This is a genomic window from Methylobacterium sp. HJ2 (assembly GCF_056431005.1).
Map to the genome: position 1 here is coordinate 643,506 of NZ_JBWJYM010000002.1, position 20,633 is coordinate 664,138.

Annotated in this window: 18 protein-coding genes; 8 read left to right on the forward strand and 10 right to left on the reverse strand. The window is 71.2% G+C overall.

What is annotated here, in order from left to right; all coding sequences use genetic code 11:
- The first annotated feature begins 47 nt into the window (after positions 1–47).
- A complete protein-coding gene (locus tag ACS5RC_RS07705; RefSeq protein ID WP_478343233.1) occupies positions 48–1,910 on the forward strand; it encodes a hypothetical protein in 1,863 nt (620 codons plus the stop codon).
- 24 nt (positions 1,911–1,934) lie between these two features.
- Here the strand turns inward: ACS5RC_RS07705 and ACS5RC_RS07710 are convergent, their stop codons facing one another.
- The 8 genes from ACS5RC_RS07710 to secG all read right to left on the reverse strand — a co-directional run bounded on the left by ACS5RC_RS07710 (position 1,935) and on the right by secG (position 9,028).
- The gene (locus ACS5RC_RS07710; protein WP_478343234.1) at positions 1,935–2,318 is read right to left on the reverse strand and encodes a hypothetical protein; all 384 of its coding nucleotides are present in this window, start codon (positions 2,316–2,318) and stop codon (positions 1,935–1,937) included.
- A complete protein-coding gene (locus ACS5RC_RS07715; protein WP_478343235.1) occupies positions 2,315–3,955 on the reverse strand; it encodes a S10 family peptidase in 1,641 nt (546 codons plus the stop codon). Before ACS5RC_RS07715 ends, ACS5RC_RS07710 begins: the two co-directional genes overlap by 4 nt.
- A gap of 2 nt (positions 3,956–3,957) precedes the next feature.
- Positions 3,958–4,410 (reverse strand): DNA polymerase III subunit chi, encoded by a 453-nt coding sequence (locus ACS5RC_RS07720; protein WP_478343236.1) that lies wholly within the window; start codon positions 4,408–4,410, stop codon positions 3,958–3,960.
- Positions 4,411–4,464: 54 nt separating this feature from the next.
- Positions 4,465–5,628, reverse strand: coding sequence for a glutathionylspermidine synthase family protein (locus ACS5RC_RS07725; protein ID WP_478343237.1), 1,164 nt, complete (start codon positions 5,626–5,628; stop codon positions 4,465–4,467).
- A complete protein-coding gene (locus tag ACS5RC_RS07730; RefSeq protein ID WP_478343238.1) occupies positions 5,628–6,236 on the reverse strand; it encodes a DUF1190 domain-containing protein in 609 nt (202 codons plus the stop codon). Before ACS5RC_RS07730 ends, ACS5RC_RS07725 begins: the two co-directional genes overlap by 1 nt.
- Before the next feature lie 88 nt (positions 6,237–6,324).
- Positions 6,325–6,723: a DUF350 domain-containing protein gene (locus ACS5RC_RS07735; protein ID WP_478343239.1), complete on the reverse strand. Its 399-nt coding sequence runs from the start codon at positions 6,721–6,723 to the stop codon at positions 6,325–6,327.
- Positions 6,724–6,738: 15 nt separating this feature from the next.
- A complete protein-coding gene (locus tag ACS5RC_RS07740) occupies positions 6,739–8,370 on the reverse strand; it encodes a CTP synthase (RefSeq protein ID WP_478343240.1) in 1,632 nt (543 codons plus the stop codon).
- A gap of 184 nt (positions 8,371–8,554) precedes the next feature.
- The gene (gene secG / locus ACS5RC_RS07745; RefSeq protein WP_478343241.1) at positions 8,555–9,028 is read right to left on the reverse strand and encodes a preprotein translocase subunit SecG; all 474 of its coding nucleotides are present in this window, start codon (positions 9,026–9,028) and stop codon (positions 8,555–8,557) included.
- Positions 9,029–9,295: 267 nt separating this feature from the next.
- Between secG and ACS5RC_RS07750 the strand changes: the two genes are divergently transcribed.
- Positions 9,296–9,748: a nuclear transport factor 2 family protein gene (locus ACS5RC_RS07750; RefSeq protein ID WP_478343242.1), complete on the forward strand. Its 453-nt coding sequence runs from the start codon at positions 9,296–9,298 to the stop codon at positions 9,746–9,748.
- Between the two features lie 95 nt (positions 9,749–9,843).
- Here ACS5RC_RS07750 and tpiA read toward each other — a convergent pair whose 3' ends face one another.
- Positions 9,844–10,605 carry a triose-phosphate isomerase gene (gene tpiA / locus ACS5RC_RS07755; RefSeq protein WP_478343243.1) on the reverse strand — a complete coding sequence of 254 codons (762 nt, stop codon included), beginning with the start codon at positions 10,603–10,605 and terminating at the stop codon, positions 9,844–9,846.
- 219 nt (positions 10,606–10,824) lie between these two features.
- On the opposite strand from tpiA, the gene ACS5RC_RS07760 reads away from it, so the two are divergent.
- The 3 genes from ACS5RC_RS07760 to ACS5RC_RS07770 all read left to right on the forward strand — a co-directional run bounded on the left by ACS5RC_RS07760 (position 10,825) and on the right by ACS5RC_RS07770 (position 16,945).
- Entirely contained in the window at positions 10,825–12,729 is a 1,905-nt protein-coding gene (locus ACS5RC_RS07760; protein ID WP_478343244.1) for a peptidylprolyl isomerase, read from the forward strand.
- Positions 12,729–14,249 (forward strand): anthranilate synthase component I, encoded by a 1,521-nt coding sequence (trpE, locus tag ACS5RC_RS07765; protein WP_478343245.1) that lies wholly within the window; start codon positions 12,729–12,731, stop codon positions 14,247–14,249. The genes ACS5RC_RS07760 and trpE overlap by 1 nt, the downstream gene beginning before the upstream one ends.
- A 1,235-nt stretch (positions 14,250–15,484) precedes the next feature.
- Complete coding sequence (locus ACS5RC_RS07770) at positions 15,485–16,945, forward strand: methyl-accepting chemotaxis protein (protein WP_478343246.1); 1,461 nt, start codon at positions 15,485–15,487, stop codon at positions 16,943–16,945.
- Positions 16,946–17,268: 323 nt separating this feature from the next.
- On the opposite strand, the gene ACS5RC_RS07775 is transcribed toward ACS5RC_RS07770, so the two are convergent.
- Positions 17,269–17,445, reverse strand: a complete 177-nt coding sequence (locus tag ACS5RC_RS07775) for a DUF6508 domain-containing protein (protein ID WP_478343247.1) — start codon at positions 17,443–17,445, stop codon at positions 17,269–17,271.
- Positions 17,446–17,966: 521 nt separating this feature from the next.
- Between ACS5RC_RS07775 and ACS5RC_RS07780 the strand changes: the two genes are divergently transcribed.
- From ACS5RC_RS07780 to trpC, 3 genes are read left to right on the forward strand one after another with little or no spacing between them, the layout of a single operon-like run.
- Positions 17,967–18,659, forward strand: a complete 693-nt coding sequence (locus tag ACS5RC_RS07780; protein ID WP_478343248.1) for an anthranilate synthase component II — start codon at positions 17,967–17,969, stop codon at positions 18,657–18,659.
- A 39-nt stretch (positions 18,660–18,698) separates the two neighbouring features.
- Entirely contained in the window at positions 18,699–19,712 is a 1,014-nt protein-coding gene (gene trpD, locus ACS5RC_RS07785) for an anthranilate phosphoribosyltransferase (protein ID WP_478343249.1), read from the forward strand.
- Between the two features lie 8 nt (positions 19,713–19,720).
- Positions 19,721–20,632: an indole-3-glycerol phosphate synthase TrpC gene (gene trpC, locus ACS5RC_RS07790; protein ID WP_478343250.1), complete on the forward strand. Its 912-nt coding sequence runs from the start codon at positions 19,721–19,723 to the stop codon at positions 20,630–20,632.
- Position 20,633: the final 1 nt, after the last annotated feature.

A 20,633-nucleotide genomic window follows, 5' to 3' on the forward strand; every position in this document is an offset into this window, starting at 1 on the left:
CCATCCTTAAGCCGGCCCGTGCCAGGGTCCGGGCGAGGCTTGGGGGGATGCATGACGCGCTCGGTGCTCAGACCCGGACGGCCGGCAGCCCGGGTACGGCCGTGCTGAGCCCGGCCCTGTCGTCGCGCGCGGGCGCGTCCCGGCCCGCGAGCCGCATCGACGTCACCCTGTTCCTGTGGCTCCTCGTGGGCCTGTCGGCGCTGACGCTGAACACGCCCGGCGAACTCTGGGGCACGATCGACCACCTGCGCGTGCCCGACACCGACGACGCCATGCGCCTCGTGGAGGTCCGCGACCTCGTGGCCGGCCAGGGCTGGTTCGACAATGTCCAGCACCGCTTCCTGCCGCCGGCGGGCGTGGCGAGCCACTGGTCCCGCCTCGTCGATGCGCCCCTCGCCGGGCTGATCCTCACCCTGACGCCGCTCGTCGGGCCGCGCTTGGCCGAGGGGCTGACCGCCGCGTTCTGGCCGGGGCTTCTCCTGGCGCTCTACGCCGTCGTGCTCTTCCGCGGGGTCCGCCCGCTCTACGGCCGGCTCGCCGCGATCCTGGCGGTGCTCGCCACGCTCCACACCTTCGGGCTGACGGTGCAGTTCCGCGCCGGGCGGGTCGATCACCACAACGTCCAGCTCATCGCGATCCTGGGATTCACGATCGGCCTCGTCCGCGGCGGCTGGCGCGCCGGCCTCGCGGCGGGGACGCTCGCCGCGTTCTCCCTCGCCGTCGGGCTGGAGGCGCTGCCCTACCTCGCGCTCGGGGCGCTGTTCCTCGTCGGCGACTGGATCCTGCGCGGCCGGCCGGCGCTGCCGGCCTATCTCGGCTTCGGCCTCGGTCTCGGCCTGTGCGCGCCGCTGCTCTTCGGCGTCCAGACGGCGCCCGCGCTCTGGGGCGTCGCCGCCTGCGACGCCCTCTCGCCGCCCTGGCTCTGGCTCGCGGGCGGCGGCCTCGCCGCGGCGCTCGCCTGCGCGGGGCTCGACCGGCACTTGGCCACCCCGCAGGCCCGGCTCGGCGCCGCGGCGGGCGCGGGCGCCATCCTCCTCGGCGGCTTCGCGGCCCTGTTCCCGGCCTGCCTCGGCGGCCCCTTCCCGGGCATGCCGGAGCTCGTGCGCGAGCACTGGCTCTACACCGTCAACGAGATGGCCTCGCTGCCGAAATTCATCGTCCGCGGGCAGTGGGAGGCGCTGGTCTTCTATCCCGTCCTGCTGCTCGCCGCCTGCGCGGCGACCTGGGAGGCCGTGCGCGGCGCCGGCCTCGCGCGCCGCGCCGCCGGCCTCGTCGCCCTGTTTCTCTGGCCCGGCCTGATCCTCGGCTGCGTCCAGTTCCGCGGCACCTACATCGCCTCGGGGCTGGTGCCGCTGGTGGCGGGCCCGGTCATCGCCCGGGCGCTCGCCGCCGCGGCCGATCCCGCGGCCGGATGGCGCCGCTTCGGGCTCGTCGCCCTCGCCACCGGCCTGATCAGCGCGCTCTGGACGCTGCCGGTCTACCTCATGGCCTTCCTGGCCCCCGAGACGACCCAGGCGGATCCGCAGGGCGCGCTCCGCTGCCACGCCAACGAGGCGGTGGCGCCGCTGGCGCTCGCCGGCCTGCCGCCCGGCACGGTTCTGGCGCCGATCTTCATGGGGCCGTCGATCCTGCTGCGCACGCCGCACGCGGTGGTGGCCGCGCCCTATCACCGGGCGATCCCCGGCCTCGTCGCCGCCATCGAGGGCTTCGGCGGCAGCGAGGCGGACCTGCGCCGCCACATCGCGGCCCGGGGCGTCACCTACCTCGTGAGCTGCCCGGCCCGGCCCGGCGACGATCTCGGGGCGGAACCGGCCTTCGCCACCCGCCTCGCGCGCGGCGACGTCGCCGTCCCCTGGCTGGAGCCGGTGCCGCTGGGCGACAGCCCGCTGCGGGTCTGGCGGGTGCGCTGAGCCTTCCGTCGCGCCCGACCGCCCTCAGGACTTCACGATCCGGTCGAGGCGGTTGTTGACGAAGAGGTAGAGCTCCTTCGCCCCCGGCTCGGTGTAGAGCACCTGGACCTCCCGGCCCGACCGGCCCTCGCCGACCAGCACGTCGGTGGGCGCGCGGCCCTTCAGGCGGACCAACTCGCACTCGCCGATGCCGGGCTCGATCGCGGCCGCCGCCGTGGGCGCCGGCCCGGTGCAGGTGCCGTCCGGCGCGAGCACCGGGCCGCTGAAGCTCGGCGGCGGGGCCGGCGGGCGCGGCGGCACCGGCGCGATCTCGCTCGGCGTCGGCGGCGTCCGCTCGGTGGCGGTGCATCCGGCGAGAAGGCCGATCGCCGCCGATGCGGCCAGGGCTGCCCTACAAATCCGCGTCATCGCATCTCGCGTCCTGCAGCCGGATCCGCCCGGCCCGCCTCCGTGCCGCGGGCCTTCAGCGCGGCCGCGAACAGCGCCGCGGCGTCCCGCTTGAAGGCGGCCCGCGAATCGGGTCGTCCGTAGAACATGTGGCCGCCTGGATAGACCGAGAGGGCGAGGCGCGGGGTCGGCCCGTAGGAGGGGATCTGGTCGATCAAGAGCTTCGAGGCGAAGTAGGGCGTGACGAGATCGGTGTAGCCGTGGGCCACCAGCACCCGCAGATTGCCGTCGAGCGCCAGCACGCTGCGGAGCTGGCTCAGGACCTCCGGGGCCTGACGGCCCGAATTCCAGCCCCAGCTCCGGTTCACCGCACCGTTGAGCAGCTCGTAGCGCAGGTTCGGCACCCGCCAGTTGAGCCGGGCGGCGTAGAGCTCGATCATCGCGCTGGTGAGCGGGGCCTGGAGGGCGGTCAGCACGGGGTCGTCGAAGCCCGCATGGGCGGCCGTCGGATCCGGATCCCAGCCGCTCACCCCCGTGTCGTAGGCGCTGGCGACACGACCGTTCGGGCGATCGATCTCGCGCTGGACGCTGCTGGAGGACAGGCGGCCCGCCTGCGCCCGCACGAAGGCCGGATCGAGCCCCGTGAGGGCCGCCACCCGCTCGGTGAGGCGGGCGACCGCCGCCGGGTCGTTCGGGCCCTTGAGGAGTTCGGCGAGATAGGGGCCGGTGGCGTAGGCCTCGGCCTCGGCCATGCGGCTCCGGTCCGGCACCGTGCCGGCCCGCTCCAGCGCGGCCGCCGCGTAGGAGGGGAGCCGCAGCACGTGGCCCCAGGGGTTGGCCCGGGGCTGCTGGAGCCACGCGAAATCGAGCACCGGCGAGAGCAGGACCATGCCGGAGAGGCCGACGCCGATCTCCTCTTGGAGCTTGGCGGCGATCAGCGGTCCCCGGAAGCCGCCATAGCTCTCGCCGACGTAGAATTTCGGGGCCGCCATCCGCTCGTTCACCCGCAGGTAGCGGGCGATGGCCGCCGCGAGGACCGAGCTGTCGGTGTCGACGTTCCAGTACGACTTGCCGTCCCCGTCCGCGGCCCGGCTGTAGCCGGTGCCGACGGGATCGATGAAGACGAGGTCGGTGAAATCGAGCCAGGTCCCGTCGTTCGGCACCAGCCCGACGCCCTGCGACGGCGAGATGCTCGGCCCGTCGGTGGGCAGGCGCCAGGGCCCGATCGCCCCGATGTTGAGATAGGCCGAGGCGGCGCCCGGTCCGCCGTTGATCGCGAAGGTGACGGGGCGCTGGCGGCCTGCCTCGGCCGGCCGCGTATAGGCCACGAACGCGATCTCGGCCTGGAGCTTGCCGCCCTCGTCGACGAGGGGCAGGCTGCCGGCGGTGGCGGTGAAGTCGAGCGTCCGCCCGTCCGGCAGGGTGACGCTCTGCTGCGTCACCGAATCGGGCGGGAGCTTGCGGCCGTCGCGGGATTCGGCCGCGCGCTCGGGCGGCCGGCGTGGCCCTTCCGGGGCGGAGCCCGGTTGGGCGTGCCCCTGCTGGGCCTGGGCGGGGCCCGCGGGCCCGAGCTGGAGCGGCGCGAGGCCGATCAGGAGCGCGGCGAGAAGGCCGCGGGCCCGCGCGGCCGCTGTATCTGTCGAGACGGATCGGTTCACGCTCAAGCCTTCTTGTTCCAGCGTCCGGAATCGTCCTGCTGCCAATAGGCGACCGCGTGGCCGGCGGCCTTGGCCCCGCGCCACTGCTCCCGGGCGCGCAGCAGGGCGTCCTGGTCGGTGCCGTCGAACAGGATGCAGATGCGGGCGTAGGCGTCCGCGTCCGGCGGCAGGTCGGCGCCCTCGACGAGGAAGCGGATCGAGGCGCCGTTGGGGTTGAGCTCGCGTAGCGTCAGCACCACCGGCTGGGTCGCCGCATCGGGATCGCGGTCGGTGCCGTGGGGCAGGAAGCTCTCGTCCGTGTAGGTCCAGAGCTGGTCGTCGAGCGCCTGCAGGCGCTCCTCGCTCACCGCCTGGATCGCGGCCTGCCAGCCGCGCTCCAGCGAGCGCTCGAGGAGGTTCGGCAGCACCCGTTCCAGGGGCTGGCGCTGCATGTGGTAGAACAGGATCTCGGTCACGGTCCGCTACAGATAGGGCGGCCCGGCCGGTTTCGCAGCCGTCGCCGCCCGTCCTCAGGCCGCGATGAGGTGCGGCACGAACAGCGCCGCGTCGGTGGTGATCGGTCCGTCCGATTCCCGGATGCAGAGGCCGGCCGGCGCGTCGCCGACGATCCAGGAGCCGACGAGAGGGCGGCGCCCCGCGAAATCCGGAAGCTCCGCCAGCGCCTGCCGCACGTGGCCCTCGTCGCCGTACGGACCCGCGCCGCGGGCGACCACGCGGCCCGCGCGCAGCATCAGGACGTTCGCGCCCTCGCGGGAGAACAGGGGCTTGCGCACGAAGGAGCCACCGAGCTGCGCCTTCGCGGGATCGTCCTCGAAATAGGCCGGCAGCAGGTTCGGATGGCCGGGCTCGCGCGCCCAGAGCAGCGGCAGCAGGCCCTTGTTCGACAGGATCGCCTTCCAGGGCGGCTCGAGGAAGCGCGTCGTGCTCCGGCGGATGCGGGGGCCGAAATCGTCGGCGAAGGCCCATTCCCAGGGGTAGAGCTTGAACAGCGTCTCGATCGGGCGCCCGCCGGGCGTGCAGAACGTCCCGTCCGTGGCGAGCCCGATCTGCGCGAGGTCGAGCAGGATGGTGGAGCGCCCGGCCTGTACCGCGCAATCCTGAAGGTAGGCCGCGGTGCCGCGATCCTCCGGTGCGTCCGCGTAGGCGCAGAAGGCGATCAGGCCCGCGCCGGCGAGGGCGCGGAAGCGCGCCACCAGGCGCTCGTGCACGGAATTGTACTGGTCGGAGCCGGGCGGCAGGCGGCCGGATGCCAGGCCCGCCTCCAGCCAGAGCCACTGGAACACGCCCGTCTCGAACAGAGCGGTCGGCGTGTCGGCGTTGTATTCCAGGAGCTTGGCCGGCCGTCCGGCGCCCCCGTAGGCGAGATCGAGCCGGCCGTAGAGGCTCGGGTCGCCCCGCCGCCAGCTGTCGCGCACCGTGTCCCAGGCGGCCGGCGGGATCCGGAGCCGGGCGAGCAGCCGCTCGTCCTCGACGACCCCGGCCACGAGGTCGCGGCAGAGCGCGTGGAGCTCGGCGCTCGGCCCCTCGATGTCGTCCTCGATCTCCGGGAGGGTGAAGGCGTAGGCGTGGCTCTCGTCCCAGTAGGGCGCCCCGTCGAGGCTGTGATGCAGGAAGCCCGCCTCCCGCGCGGCCCGCTGCCAGTCCGGCCGCGCGCCGGTCGCGATCCGGCGCATCAGCCGCCGCCCGAGGCGAAGCCGCGCCCGGTGCCGCCGAAACCCCCGAACGAGGCCGGCCGCACCGCTGCCGAGGCGACGCGGGCCGCGGTGGACCGGCCGCCGCTGCCCGTCACGATGCGGCTGCCCGAGCCCGTGCAGAAGCCGCCCGCATGACCGGCGCCGGCATGACCGCCGCCCTGCGGCTCGTGCTCGAAGACGGGCTGCGGGGCGAGCCCCTGGGCCGCGCTTCGACCGATCAGGTAGGCGGCCATCCGGGGCAGGCTGTGCCCGGCCGCATCCGCCGCGACGCTCGCCCCGTCGAGGCAGTGGCCGGTGCCGTGATGCCGCTCGCACCCGGCCGTCGAATCGTAGCGCGGAGCCGCGGTCGGGTAGGCCGCACGCGCGACCGCGTAGTCCGACAGGCAATCGGGCTCGCTGCGGATCCGGGCGGCGGCGCAGGCTGCCGGATCGGCGTAGACGAGGACATCCTCCTCGCGCTGCGTCGGGTCGAGGGCGCCGAGGCCGAGCGCCGCGAGGCCCGCGCCGGTGACCAGGACGAGGGAGACCGTCTGGGACCGCTTGGACCGCGGCGCCTCCGCTGCGGGGTCGCCGTCTTGCGCTGTCATGTCCGTCTGCCCGGAGGCTGCATCGCGGAGCGATCCCCGCAAGCGTGGCATATGGGATCGGGTCCGGCGGCGCGTTAGATCCGCGTCCTCAGTAGGTCATGGAGGCCGCGTTCACGAGACCGCCCGCGACCGACGCGAAGGCCAGGAGGATGCCGGAGGCGATCTCGCCCTCGGCGATGCGCCGCGGCAGATCGGGCAGGGCGATCCGGACCAGCCAGTAGATCAGCACCTGAACGGTGAGCGCGACGAGCCCCCAGATCGCGCAGTCGAGCAGGGATTGCGCGTTGTAGATCGCCACGGCCAGGGGCAGCGTGTAGCCCAGCAGGCTCGCGCCGAGGCCAAGGGCGGCCGCGGCGTTGCCGGCGCGGATCAGGGCGACCTCGCGATGCGCCGTCGCCGTGAAATAGACCGCGAGGTAGAGGCCGACGAGGCCGAGCGCCAGGACGAAGTAGGCGAGGAAGGCGGGAAGCCCGGAGATCGAGATCATCCCGCGCCCCGCTCCTCAGACCAGCCGGCTCTGCTCGATCGCGGCGCCGATGAAGCTGCGGAACAGCGGGTGCGGCTCGAAGGGGCGCGACTTCAATTCGGGGTGGAACTGCACGCCGATGAACCACGGGTGCCCGACATGCTCCACGGTCTCGGGCAGGAGGCCGTCCGGCGAGGTGCCGGAGAAGCGCAGGCCCTTCGCCTCCAGCCGCTCGCGATAGGCCATGTTGACCTCGTAGCGGTGGCGGTGGCGCTCGGAGATCTCGGTATGGCCGTAGATCTCGGCGATCCGGGTGCCGGGGGCGAGGGTCGCCTGGTAGGCGCCGAGCCGCATCGTGCCGCCGAGATCGCCTGCCGCCGCCCGCTGCTCCAGCTCGTTGCCGCGCAGCCACTCGGTGAGCAGGCCGACCACGGGCTCGGGCGTGTCGCCGAACTCGGTGGAGTTCGCCGTCTCGATGCCGGCGAGCGAGCGGGCCGCCTCGATCACCGCCATCTGCATGCCGAAGCAGATGCCGAAATACGGGATCCTGCGCTCGCGGGCGAAGCGGGCCGCGCGGATCTTGCCCTCGGCGCCGCGCTGGCCGAAGCCGCCGGGCACCAGGATGCCGTTGATGCCCTCCAGGAACGGGGCCGGGTCCTCGCGCTCGAACACCTCGGACTCGATCCATTCGAGGTTGACCCGGCAGCGATGGGCGATGCCCCCGTGCGTCAGCGCCTCGGTGAGCGACTTGTAGGCGTCCTTCAGCCCCGTGTACTTGCCCACGATCGCGATCGAGACCTCGCCCTCGGGATTGCGCACCCGCTCCGAGATCGTGCGCCAGCGCGTCAGGTCCGGCTCGGCCTTGGGCTCCTCGAGGCCGAAATGGGCCAGCACCTCGCGGTCGAGCCCGGCCTCGCGATAGGAGAGGGGCACGTCGTAGATCGAAGCGACGTCGCGCGCCTCGATCACCGCGGTCTCGCGCACGTTGCAGAACAGGCCGAGCTTGCGCCGCTCGTCGGCGGGGATCGGGCGGTCGCAGCGGCAGAGCAGGATGTCGGGTTGGATGCCGATGGAGCGCAGCTCCTTCACCGAGTGCTGCGTCGGCTTGGTCTTCAGCTCGCCGGCCGACGGGATGTAGGGCAGCAGCGTCAGGTGCACGAAGGCGGTGGCGCCGCGGGGCAGCTCCTGCCCGAGCTGCCGGATCGCCTCGAAGAAGGGCAGGCCCTCGATGTCGCCCACCGTGCCGCCGATCTCGACGAGCACGAAGTCGAACGCCTCGTTGCCGTCGAGGACGAAGGTCTTGATGGCGTTGGTGACGTGGGGGATCACCTGGATGGTCGCGCCGAGATAGTCGCCGCGCCGCTCCTTCGCGATGATGTCCTGGTAGATCCGGCCGGTGGTGATGTTGTCGGCCCGCGTCGCCGGAAGCCCGGTGAAGCGCTCGTAATGGCCGAGATCGAGGTCGGTCTCCGCGCCGTCGTCGGTGACGAAGACCTCGCCGTGCTGCGTCGGGCTCATCGTGCCCGGATCGACGTTCAGGTAGGGATCGAGCTTGCGCAGGCGGACGCGGTAGCCCCGCGCCTGAAGGAGCGCCGCGAGGGCGGCGGAGGCGAGGCCTTTTCCGAGAGAGGAAACCACGCCGCCGGTGATGAAGACGTACCGCGTCATGGGCCTCGGTCCATAAAGAAAGCCAGGGGGTTTGCCAAACGGCATAGCGCCCGCGGCCGGCGATTCCTGTGGTCGCGCGGCGCGGGGCCGGGTCGCCGTGGCGGCATGGGTCTTCGATCAGAGTGTCTCGATCCCGGCCGGCGGCCGGGATCCCGGAGAGCGCCGTCCCGCGGCGCCCGGCCGGTCAGCGCGATTGCGGCGCCTCGGGCGCGGCCGGCGCGGAGGTGGCCGGGGCGGGAGCGCTCGGGGCAGGCGTCTCAGGGGCAGGGGTCGCAGGAGCGGGCGTCGCCGGGGCGGTCGGGGCGGTCGCGTTCGGCGCGGCGTTCTGCTGCTGGCGCAGGCTGTCGAGGAGATTGTCGGCCCCGGTCGGCTGCTTGGCCGGCTGGCTCGTGCCGTTGGCTCCGTCGAGGATCGATTTCGGCGCGGCGCTGCGGTGCGACATCACGGCGAGCGTCATGCTGGTGACGAAGAACAGCGCGGCAAGGATCGCGGTGGCGCGCGTGAGCGCGTTCGCCTGCCCGCGGCCGGTCATGAAGCCCGAGACGCCGCCGCTGCCGCCGCCGCCGAGACCGAGGCCACCCTCGGAGCGCTGCAGCAGCACCACCCCGATCAGGGACAGCACGATGATGAGATGGACGACGATCAGGACGGTCTGCATCGGTTTTCCGGGAACTCTGCACGGGGAGCGGCCCTGAGGACCGTCGGCGCGTGCGGCGCTGGCCGGGCACGGGCGGGTGCCCGCGGGCCGCGAATCTTGCAGGCGCCATTACACCAGATGCGCGCGCACGCCAACCGGAGGGCCCGCCGCCGCCGGGCCCCGCGATCCGGCCTCGCCTGCGCGCCGCAGCCGTGCTCAGATCGCGCGGATCCGTCCGGGGCGGACGCCCCAGCGGCGGATCGGGCCATCGCGTGCAGGAGTCTCACCATGTCCGTCCCGGTTCGCGTCCTCCGCGCTGCCGCGCTCGCCGCCGCGCTGCTCGTCCCGCTCGCCGCCGCGGGCCTCGAGGCGCCCGCCGGCCCGGCGGCCGAGGTCGAGGCCGCGGTGGACGCGCTCACCCGGGCGATGCTCGCGGCCGACGGGCCGGCGCTCGAGGCGCTGGTGCTCGACGGCCTGAGCTACGGCCATTCGAGCGGTGCGGTGCAGGACAAGGCGGCCTTCGTCGAGGCGCTGGCGAGCCGACGCTCCAGCTTCCCCAGCATCACGCTGGCGGACCGGTCGTCCAGGGTCGTCGGCGAGGACGCCATCGCGCGCCACGTCTTCGACGGCGAGACGGTCTCGAACGGCCGGACCGTGCCTGTGCATATCGGGGTGATGCAGGTCTGGCACCGGGACGGCGCCCGCTGGCGGCTGCTCGCGCGCCAAGCCTTCAAGCTCTGAGAGTCTTTGAGTTCTGAGAGCCTCTGCGTTCCGAAAGCCGTCCCGCTCCGGACGCCGTCGAGCGCCCGCGTCCTTCGGGCTCCGGGGGCGCCTGCCTACGCGTAGGCGTTGCAGATGCCCAGGAAGTCCTCGGCGACGAGGCTCGCGCCGCCCACGAGGGCGCCGTCGACGTTCTCGACCGCCATCAGCTCGCGGGCGTTGGCGGGCTTCACCGAGCCGCCGTAGAGGATGCGGATCTTCGCGGCTTCCTCGCCGACCAGCTTGTCCAGCATCTCGCGCAACGAGGCGTGCACCTCGGCGATCTCGGCCGGGGTCGGGGTCCGGCCGGAGCCGATCGCCCAGACCGGCTCGTAGGCGATCACCGTGTCGGCGGCGGTCGCGCCCTTGGGGATGCCGATGGCGAGCTGCGCCCGCACGATGCTGAGCGCGCGGCCCTGCTCGCGCTCCTCCAGGGTCTCGCCGACGCAGATGATGCCGCACAGGCCGGCCCGGCGCGCGCCGAGCGCCTTGGCGTGGACGCCGTCGTCGGTCTCGTGGTGGTAGGCGCGGCGCTCGGAGTGGCCGACGATCACGTATTTGGCGCCGAGGTCGGCCAGCATCTCCGCCGAAATCGAGCCGGTGAAGGCCCCGCTCGGGCGGGCATGCAGGTTCTGGCCGCCGATGGCGATGGAGGAGCCGTAGGTGGCCGCGACGCAGGAGCCGATCAGCGTGGAGGGCGGGCAGATCAGCACGTCGATCGTCTCGACGAGCTTGGGCGAGAGCCCGTCGCGGATCGCCTCGACCGTCGCGACCGAGGACCGCGTGCCGTTCATCTTCCAGTTGCCTGCAACCAGAGGACGCCGCCCCGTATCCGCCATCCCGATGTCCTCGTCCCGCAGCCGTCCGTCACCCGTGCCGGGGCCCTACCAGAGCGAGCTTGGGCGCGCAAACGCCGACGCCGCGGCCCTGGCCGCCGACCGGGGCGGCGCCCCCCTGCGCGTCGACCCGCGCGCTTTGCCCCGCGCCCGCGGATGGTCTATCGCGGGCGCCACCGGGGGAAGCCCCGCGGCCCACGGGCGCGGGAGGACGCGAAGAGCATGCTGCAGAACATCCGCAACGCCAGCGAGCACTGGCTCGGCAAGATCGTCCTGACGATCATCTTCACCCTGCTGATCGCGGGCGTCGGCATCTTCGGCGTCGAGGAATTCTTCCGCGGCAGCACCAGCAGCACGGTCGCCACTGTCGGCAAGACGCCGATCAGCGCCGAGGCCGTGCGCACCGCCTACCAGAACCAGCTGCAGCGCTTCCAGACCCAGTTCCGACGCAACCTGACGCCCGACCAGGCGCGGGCGCTCGGCATCGAGCGGCAGGTCCTGTCCCAGCTGGTGACCGAGGCGTCGCTCGACCAGAAGACCCGGGATCTCGGGCTCGCCGTGCCGGACGCCGCGGTGATTCGGGCGATCCACGACGAGAAGAGCTTCCAGAACGCGGACGGGCGCTTCGAGCCGACCCTGTTCTACCAGACGCTCCAGCGGGCCGGGCTGAACGAGCAGACCTTCGTGCGCGAGCAGCGCTCCGTCATCGCGCGGCTGCAGCTCGCGGAGGCCGTCTCGGCCGACCTCACCGTGCCGGAGGCGATGCGCGAGGCGGTGCACCGCTACACAACCGAGCGGCGCGCGGCCGCCTACCTGATGCTGACCCCCTCCGTGGCGGGCGAGATCCCGGCCCCGAGCGAGGACGACCTCAAGGGCTATTACGCGGCCAACACCGCCTCCTACCGCGCCCCCGAGACCCGCGCGGCGAGCCTGCTCGTGCTCGACCCGGAGGCCCTGGCCAAGCCGGACGCCGTGAGCGCCGAGGACGTCGCCAAGGTCTATGACGGCCAGAAGGAGCGCTTCGGCAGCCCCGAGCGCCGCACCATCCAGCAGATCGTGTTCCCGGACGCGGCGGCGGCCGAGGCGGCGCGCAAGACCATCGAATCCGGCGCCAAGACCTTCGAGGCGGTGGCCGCCGAGCGCGGCACCGACGGCAAGGACCTCAGCCTCGGCACCCTGACCAAGGCCGAGCTGTTCGACCCGGCCGTGGCCGAGGCCGCCTTCGCGCTGCCCCAGGGCGGCGTGAGCCAGCCGGTCCAGGGCCGCTTCGGCACGGTGCTCCTGCACGTCAGCGCGATCGAGCCGGGCACCACCAAGCCGCTCGCCGAGGTCGAGCCCGAGATCCGCCGCCAGCTCGCCCTCGCCCGCGCCCGCGACGGGCTGGAGGCGATCCACGACGCGGTCGAGGACCAGCGCGCCGGCGCCAAGCCCCTCGCCGACATCGCCGCCGAGCGCAAGCTGCCCCTCGTCCAGCTCGCGGCGGTCGACGCGCAGGGCCGCGACGCGCAGGGCCAGCCGGTTGCCGGCATCCCCGAATCCGAGGCGACGCTGCCGGCCCTGTTCCGGGCCGAGGTCGGCGGCGACAACGAGCCCCTGCGCACCAAGGCCGGCGGCTACGTCTGGTACGACGTCACCAAGATCGACCCCGCCCACGACAAGCCCCTCGATCAGGTCCGCGACGCGGTGACGGCGGGCTGGCGCAAGGCCGAGGTGGGCAAGCGCCTGCAGCAGACGGGCCGGGAGCTCGCCGAGCGCCTCGAGAAGGGCGAAACCATCGAGGCGGTGGCCCAGTCGGTCGGCGTCAACGTCCAGGAGGCCGAGGACCTCGCGCGCAACCAGCCGAAGGACCAGCTCACCGCCGAGGTGGTCAACCGCATCTTCGCGACCGCGCTGGGCAAGGGCGGCACGGCGCCCGCAGGCGACGAGGCCCGCGCGGTCTACCGCGTCACCGCCGCGACGATGCCGGCCTACGTGCCGGGCAGCCCGAGCGACAAGACCGTGGCGTCGAACTTCCGCACGGCGCTCGCCGACGACGTGCTCGGCCAGTACATCGCCGAGGTGCAGAAGAACGCCGGCGTCAGCGTCAACCAGGCGGCGCTCCGCCGCGCCATCGGCGGCGAGTACTGATGCCGGAGGCCAGCGATTTCGAGGCGGTCGCGGCCGCCTACGGGGCCGGGCGCCCGTCCCTCCTCAGCCTCAGCCTCGTGGCCGATCTCGAGACGCCGGTCGCCGCCTTCCTGAAGCTGCGCGCCGGCCATGCCGGCCCGGCCTTCCTGCTCGAATCCGTCGAGGGCGGCGCCGTGCGCGGGCGCTACTCGATGATCGGGCTCGATCCCGACCTGATCTGGCGCTGCCGGGACGGGCGGGCCGCGTGCGCGCGCGGGCCCGACCTCGCGGCCTTCGAGGCCGACGACCGCCCGCCCCTCGACAGCCTGCGGGCGCTGATCGCCGAGAGCGCGGTCGGCGCGGAGCCCGGCGCCGAGCTGCCCCCGATGGCGGCCGGCCTGTTCGGCTATCTCGGCTACGACATGGTGCGGGCGATGGAGCGCCTGCCCGCGCCCAATCCCGATCCGCTGGACGTGCCCGACGCGGTGATGATCCGCCCCCGCGTCATGGTGGTGTTCGACGCGGTGCGCGACGTGCTCACCGTGATCTCCCCGGTGCGGCCGGCGGCGGGCGTGCCCGCCCGCGCGGCCTACGAGGCGGCGCTCGCCCGGCTCGACCGGGTGGCGGCGGCGCTGGAGGGCCCGCTGCCGGTCGACGCCCGGGTCGACCTCACGGCGGTCGCCCATCCGGAGCCCGTCTCGAACACCCCGCCGGCCGACTACGCCGCGATGGTGGCGCGGGCCAAGGAGTACATCGTCGCGGGCGACATCTTCCAGGTGGTGCTGTCCCAGCGCTTCGAGGCGCCGTTCGGCCTGCCGGCCTTCGCCCTCTACCGCTCGCTCCGGCGCACCAACCCGGCCCCGTTCCTGTGCTACCTCGATTTCGAGGCCTTCCAGATCGTCTGCTCCAGCCCCGAGATCCTGGTGCGGCTGCGCGACGGCACGGTGACGATCCGCCCGATCGCCGGCACCCGCCGCCGCGGCGCCGACGCCGCCGAGGACCGCGCGCTCGCCGCCGAGCTCCTGGCCGACCCGAAGGAGCGCTCCGAGCACCTGATGCTGCTCGATCTCGGCCGCAACGACGTCGGGCGCGTCGCCCGCATCGGCAGCGTGCGCGTCACGGATTCGTTCTTCCTCGAATATTACAGCCAGGTGATGCACATCGTCTCGAACGTCGAGGGCGCCATCGACCCGGCCCACGACGGGCTCTCGGCGCTGGCCGCGGGCTTCCCGGCCGGCACGGTCTCGGGCGCCCCGAAGGTGCGGGCGATGGAGATCATCGACGAATTGGAGCGCGAGAAGCGCGGGCCCTACGGCGGCTGCATCGGCTATTTCGGCGCCCAGGGCGAGATGGACACCTGCATCGTGCTCCGCACCGCGATCGTGAAGGACGGCCGCATGCACGTCCAGGCCGGCGCCGGCATCGTCTACGATTCGGACCCGGCCTCCGAGCAGCAGGAATGCGTCAACAAGGCCAAGGCGTTGTTCCGCGCGGCCGAGGAGGCGGTGCGGTTCGCCGCCCAGGCGCGGCGGGGGCAGTAGGGCCCCGCCGCGACCCGGCGTATGGATGAAGCGGCGCAGGCCGCCCGGATGCGCGGCGTCTCACCGCAGATTCGGCGCGGGCGGCGCTTCGCGGTTTCAGCCGTGGTCAATATCTGACGCTTGGTACCCATCGACGACGTCCGGTTTCGACCCCACTCGGACGCGACTGGCATCACCGCAGATGCTCTGAAGCGGACCTTCCCATGCGACTCGCTTAGGGATGGGGTGCCCCACGCCGAGGGCCGAGCCGCAATGGGGCGCGGTAGCACCCAGGAAGCTGCACGCCGACGGATGTCGGACGAGTCGATCCTCACGATCTCAGCGATCAGGGCAGAGCCACCAGCGCGACGCCCGTGATTATCAGGCCAAGCCCGAGGATGCGCCGCAGAACGGCCCCCTAAGGCCACGATCATTCACCGTCCCGCGGTCCGCTTGGGCGCTGTGCGGAGGTCGCTCCGTGGCACTCTCAGGTCGTGATGCCGGCGGCTGCCGCGGGACGCATCGCGTTGCAGCCGATGGGGAAGACCAGCAACAAGGCGAGCGCCATGTTCCTACGACCGTTGCAGGACATAGCGCTCTTGCTGCAGGCAGGAGCACTTAATTGTAAGATCGTAAAACCGTTTCACAGAGTTGGTCAGCTAAAGAACCACCTTGTTGGCCGCAGAATCGAAGAGATTTACCTAGATTCGGAACGTCATGATCTTTTCAGAAACTTCGCGTGCTTTTGGGCGAAACTCAGGAATGTCACGGCAATGCATGTATCTGCGGCATACGTGAGCTGAGATCCACACCAGCTTCGTGCGCTTCCTTAAGTTGCATCGCCAAGCGCTGCAGGTTGCAACCGGCGAGAGTGCACGTGGGTAGGGCGTGTATGTAGCCTATGATCGGCATCCATTAGCTTAAGGCCTATCCAGGGCCTATTGCCTTAAAGCTCGACGTCTACTGGAATCGCACCAGAATAGCGCAATGCTAGATTATCGTTCTTTGCCCGCGCGTCGAAGCGCGGTTTTCAGGCAACCCGCTTCTGGGATCGATTCGCGTTCGGAGCCGAATTTCGAAGATTAGCATAGGTTTAAGGGAGTCGGCCCCTCGTAACGCAGGCCCGTGACAAACCTCATTCTTTGACATTAAATGGCGTTATTCATGCCAGGCTACAGATGGAAGTCATTGCCTGTATTTAGAAACATTTAAGCTTATTATACGGATGATGGTTTGTCTATCGCAGGGCAACGACCATGTTCCGAAAAATCTCCTACAACGAAGCGCAAGCCAAGCTCAACGCTTTGGATCGCTCGCTCGCAATCATCGAGTTCTCGCTGGAGGGCACCATCCTGCATGCGAACCCGAATTTTTTGGCCGTTGTCGGCTACACACTCGATGAACTCAGAGGCAGGCACCATCGCATCTTCATCGAGGAAGCCGCCGCAGCGAGCGCCGAATATGCGGCCTTCTGGACCAAGCTGCGCGGCGGAGACTATATGTCCGGCGAGTTCATGCGTCTGGACAAGTCCAAGCGTCACGTCTGGTTAGAGGCGACCTACAACCCTGTTCTCGGCGCCGATGGCAAACCCGCGAAGGTCGTCAAATTCGCCGCGGACATCACGGCCAAGAAGAATGAGACCAGCCGCCTGCTCACGATGATCGACGAGATGCCCGTCGCCGTGATGACAGCCGATCCAAAAAACGAGTTCAAGATCAACTATCTGAACTCTACCTCGCGCAAGACGCTTGGCTCCATCGAACAGCACCTGCCGATCAAGGTATCGCAGATGATGGGCTCCTCGTTCGACGTGTTCCACAAGAACCCGCACCATCAACGCAATATGCTCGCAGACGACCGACGGTTGCCGCATCGCACGAAGATCAAAGTCGGACCCGAGACTCTGGACCTCCAAGTGTCCGCGATCAAGGATCCGGAGGGCAACTACATTGGACCAATGCTGACCTGGGCTGTGGTCACCGCGCAGATCGCCCTGGCGGCGGACGTCTCCCAAGTGGTCAGCGCGCTCGGCGTCGCCATCAACGAGATGCAGCAATCCGCCGAGGGGCTCAATCAATCGGCCGAGCAGGCGAGTGAGCGCGCGAACTCGGTGGCCGCCGGGTCGGAGGAGATGACGAGCTCGATCCGCGAGATCTCGGGGCAGGTCGGCCGCGTGTCGGAGCGGGCGCAGCAGATCTCCGACCAGGCTGCGGCGACGGATGCGACCGTGCGCAACCTTGCTGAGAACGCGCGTAAGGTCGACACCGTGGTCGGCATGATCAAGTCCATTGCCAGCCAGACCAACCTGTTGGCGCTGAATGCCACCATCGAGGCCGCGCGCGCCGGTGAGGCAGGTCGGGGCTTCGCCGTGGTGGCGGCGGAGGTGAAGGAGCTGGCCAGTCAGACGGCCAGAGCCACCGACGACATCACTCAGCAGGTTCAAGCGATCCAGGGTGCGACCGGCGAGGCCGTGGCAGCCATCGAGATGATCACCTCTGCCGTCGATGAGCTTTCGAAGCTCACCCTGGCGATGGCTGGTGCCGTCGAGGAACAAGCTGCTTCGACCCAGGAGATGTCGAGCAACATCACCGGGGTATCAGCGGCTGCGAGTGCGACGGGCCAACTCGCAGAGACTGTGCGTACCATCTCCGAGCAGCTGGCCGCGCACTCTGCCGGGCTTGGCGCGACGATGGAGAAGTTCCTCAAGGCGAGCTGAGGCTGCTATAGAAACTCGCTTCCTGAGTGCCCCTCGCAGGCGTCCGCTCGGCGGATGTAGCCAACGACCGCGCGCGGGTCTCGCTGTCCGCTCCGATTCATGGACCGGGCGCGATCCGTCCCGCGCCCGGCGATGATGGTGATGTAGCCTGCCCGCGCAGGATATGCGCTCCCAAGGTCGCTGCATCCAGTCCGGCAAGCCGCCGCGTACCGTTTGAGGATGCCGGCAACAGTCTGCTGTGTCGTTAGCCTAGGCCTTGAGGGAATAGCAGGGCGCGTGACATCGGAACCTCTAGGCCGCACGGCGGTCCGGCACCTGTGCGATCAATCGCGGGTTTGATCGAGAGGAGTGGCGGCATGTATGAGTACGCAAGTGAGCAGCTCATTTTGAAACCAGCCATTGAGGCTGCCCTCAATGAGCCGGTCCTGTCGCCAGCACACCGTCAGAACACGAGCAGATTTCTTGTGGTCCGTGCGCGGGATAGCCTCAACGTCACTCACGAGGCGGTCGGCATCTGGGCTTCCCAACTAGTCCGGCCAATCGAAATCTTGCACCCAGCCGTGGTGAAAGGGCCGGCTCCCGTTCAGGCGAAGCTATTCTGAGCAGAGTTATTGCCGCACCTCCGACAGGACGAAGCCAACCGCTCGGGGCGAAAGGTGAGCCTCGGGTCAGCTAGAACTGAAACGCCAGGCGTAGTGCTACGCAGGCTGACAAGCTGAGCTGTTTGAGCGGCCGGTTCGGAGAAGCGGCGGGGGTCCTTTGTATAACCGGGATGGGCGCGAAGCCGGCATGCCTGGCCACCTGAATGAACGTCGGGTTCATCTCCGTCGATTCCCAAATGCAAACCGGCAGCAAACCGTCCATGGCGGAGACCGCGACTGTACCTCACGTCAGATGTTCACCACGGGAGGCTGTCATGCCGTTCAGGCATCGGCCGTCGAGGCCTGAGCCGGATGCCGGCCTGTTGACCCCGGCCCGATCACCGGCCACATCGGCCCAGAAATCCCGGAAAGCGCCGGCCATGGCCAACGTCCTCGTCATCGACAACTACGATTCCTTCACGTGGAATCTCGTCCACCTGATCGGCCCGCTCTGCGACGGGATTGAGGTGGTGCGCAACGACCGGATCACGGTGGCGGAGATCCGCGCCAAGGCGCCGGACGCGCTGGTGCTCTCGCCCGGGCCCTGCACCCCGAACGAGGCCGGGATCTGCCTCGACGCGGTGAAGGACCTGTCCGGCGAGATCCCCATCTTCGGGGTCTGCCTCGGGCTGCAGGCGATCGGGCAGGCCTTCGGGGGCGACGTGGTGCGGGCGCCCGCGCCGATGCACGGCAAGGTCTCGACCATCCGGCACCGGGCGAGCGGCATCTTCCGCGGCCTCAACGACAGCTTCGACGCCACGCGCTACCATTCCCTCGTGGTCGACCGCGCCCGCTGTCCCGACGCCCTCACGGTCACCGCGGAGGCCGACGGGCTGATCATGGGCCTGGAGCACGCGGACCTGCCGGTGCACGGGGTGCAGTTCCACCCCGAGAGCATCCTGTCTCACCACGGCAGCCAGATCCTGCGGAACTTCCTGGCGATCGCGGCGGCCTGGAACGCGGAGCGTGCGGGGCGCCCCCCCGGCGGGCCGGGGAACGCGGGGCGTGACGAGCGCGTCCCCGGCGGGCCGGGGAACGCGGAGCGTGACAAGCACGCCCCCGGCGTGCATTGACGGCGGCACGCTAGCCCCGCCCGCTCACGCATCACGCGAATGGATTCGTTCAAGCCCCATCTCGCGAAGGTCGCGGCCGGCCGCGCGCTCGACCGCGCGGAGGCGCGCGCGGCCTTCGACGACCTGCTCTCGGGCGAGGTCACGCCGGTTCAGGCCGGCGCCTTCCTGATCGCCCTCAAGGTCCGGGGCGAGGCGACCGAGGAGATCGTCGGCGCCGTCGAGGCGATGCGCGCCCGCATGGTCACGGTCGCGGGCGTGCCGGGGGCGGTCGACGTGGTCGGCACCGGCGGGGACCATTCGGGCAGCTACAACGTCTCGACGCTCGCCGCGATCCTCACGGCCGCCTGCGGCGTGCCGGTGGCCAAGCACGGCAACCGGGCCGCCACCTCGCGCTCGGGCGCGGCGGACGTGCTGGCGGCGCTCGGGGTCAAGCTAGGGCTGACGCCGGACGCGCTCGCCCGCTGCCTCGCGGAAGCCGGCTTGTGCTTCATGTTCGCCCAGACCCATCACGGCGCCATGCGCCACGTGGCGGCGGTGCGCCAGGAACTGCCGGTGCGCACCATCTTCAACCTGCTGGGTCCCCTCTCGAACCCGGCGGGCGTCGCCTACCAGCTCTTCGGCGTCTCGCAGGAGGCCTGGGCCGAGCCGCTGACGCGGGTGCTCGCCGAACTCGGCAGCCGCCGGGTTTGGACCGTGCACGGCTCGGACGGGCTCGACGAGATCACCGTGACGGGCCCGACCGCCGTGGTCGCCCTGGAGGAGGGCCGGATCTCGCGCTTCGCGATCGATCCGCGCGACGTCGGCCTGCCGCTGCACCGCCTCGATGACCTGCGCGGCGGCGACCCGGATCACAACGCGCGCGCGCTCGGCGCGGTTCTCGCGGGCGCACGCAACGCCTACCGGGACATCGCGGTTCTCAATGCGGGGGCCGCCCTCGTCGTCGCAGGCGCGGCCGGCGCCCTGGCCGAGGGCGTCCGGCGGGCGCAGGATGCGATCGATTCGGGCGCCGCCCGCGCGACCCTCGCCCGCCTCGTCGCGGTCTCGAACGGATAGGTGCGCCGATGTCCTCCACCCCCGAGCCCGCCGCCGCGGACCCGGCCGCCGCGGACCCGGCCGAGCCGCCGGCCGAGCGCCCGAGCGTGCTCGCCCGGATCGAGGCCTACAAGCGCCGCGAGATCGCCGAGGCGAAGCTGCGCGTGCCGCTCTCGAAGCTCGAGGCGCGCGTCGCCAAGGCCGAGCCGCCGCGGGGCTTCGCCCAGGCGATCCGCGCCCATATCGGTGCCGGCCGGCCCGCGCTCATCGCCGAGGTGAAGAAGGCCTCGCCCTCGAAGGGCCTGATCCGCGCCGATTTCGACCCGGCGACGCTCGCCGCCGCCTACGAGGCCGGGGGGGCGAGCTGCCTCTCGGTGCTCACCGACGAACCCTCGTTCCAGGGCCGGCCGGACTACCTCGTCCAGGCGCGCGCCGCCTGCGGCCTGCCGGTGCTGCGCAAGGACTTCCTGTTCGAGCCCTACCAGGTCTACGAGGCGCGGGCCTGGGGCGCCGATTGCATCCTGGCCATCATGGCCTGCCTCGACGACGACGAGGCGGAGGCGCTGGTGGAGACCGCGCACGATCTCGGCCTGGACGTGCTGGTCGAGGTCCACGACGCGGCCGAGCTCGCCCGCGCCATCCCGCTGGGCACCGCGATGATCGGCATCAACAACCGCAACCTCAAGACCTTCGAGGTCTCGTTCGAGACGGCGATCCGGCTCGGGCCCGGCATCCCGGAGGACCGCATCGCGGTCGCCGAGAGCGGGATCTCGACCCATGCCGACGTCGAGCGCCTGCGCGCGCACGGGCTCGACACGGTGCTGGTCGGCGAGAGCCTGATGCGGCAGGCCGACGTCACCGCCGCGACGCGGGCGCTGCTCTTCGGGGCGGCGTCGGGCGACAAGCCGGGGAAGTCCGGCAAGAAGGCGGCCAAGGCCTGAC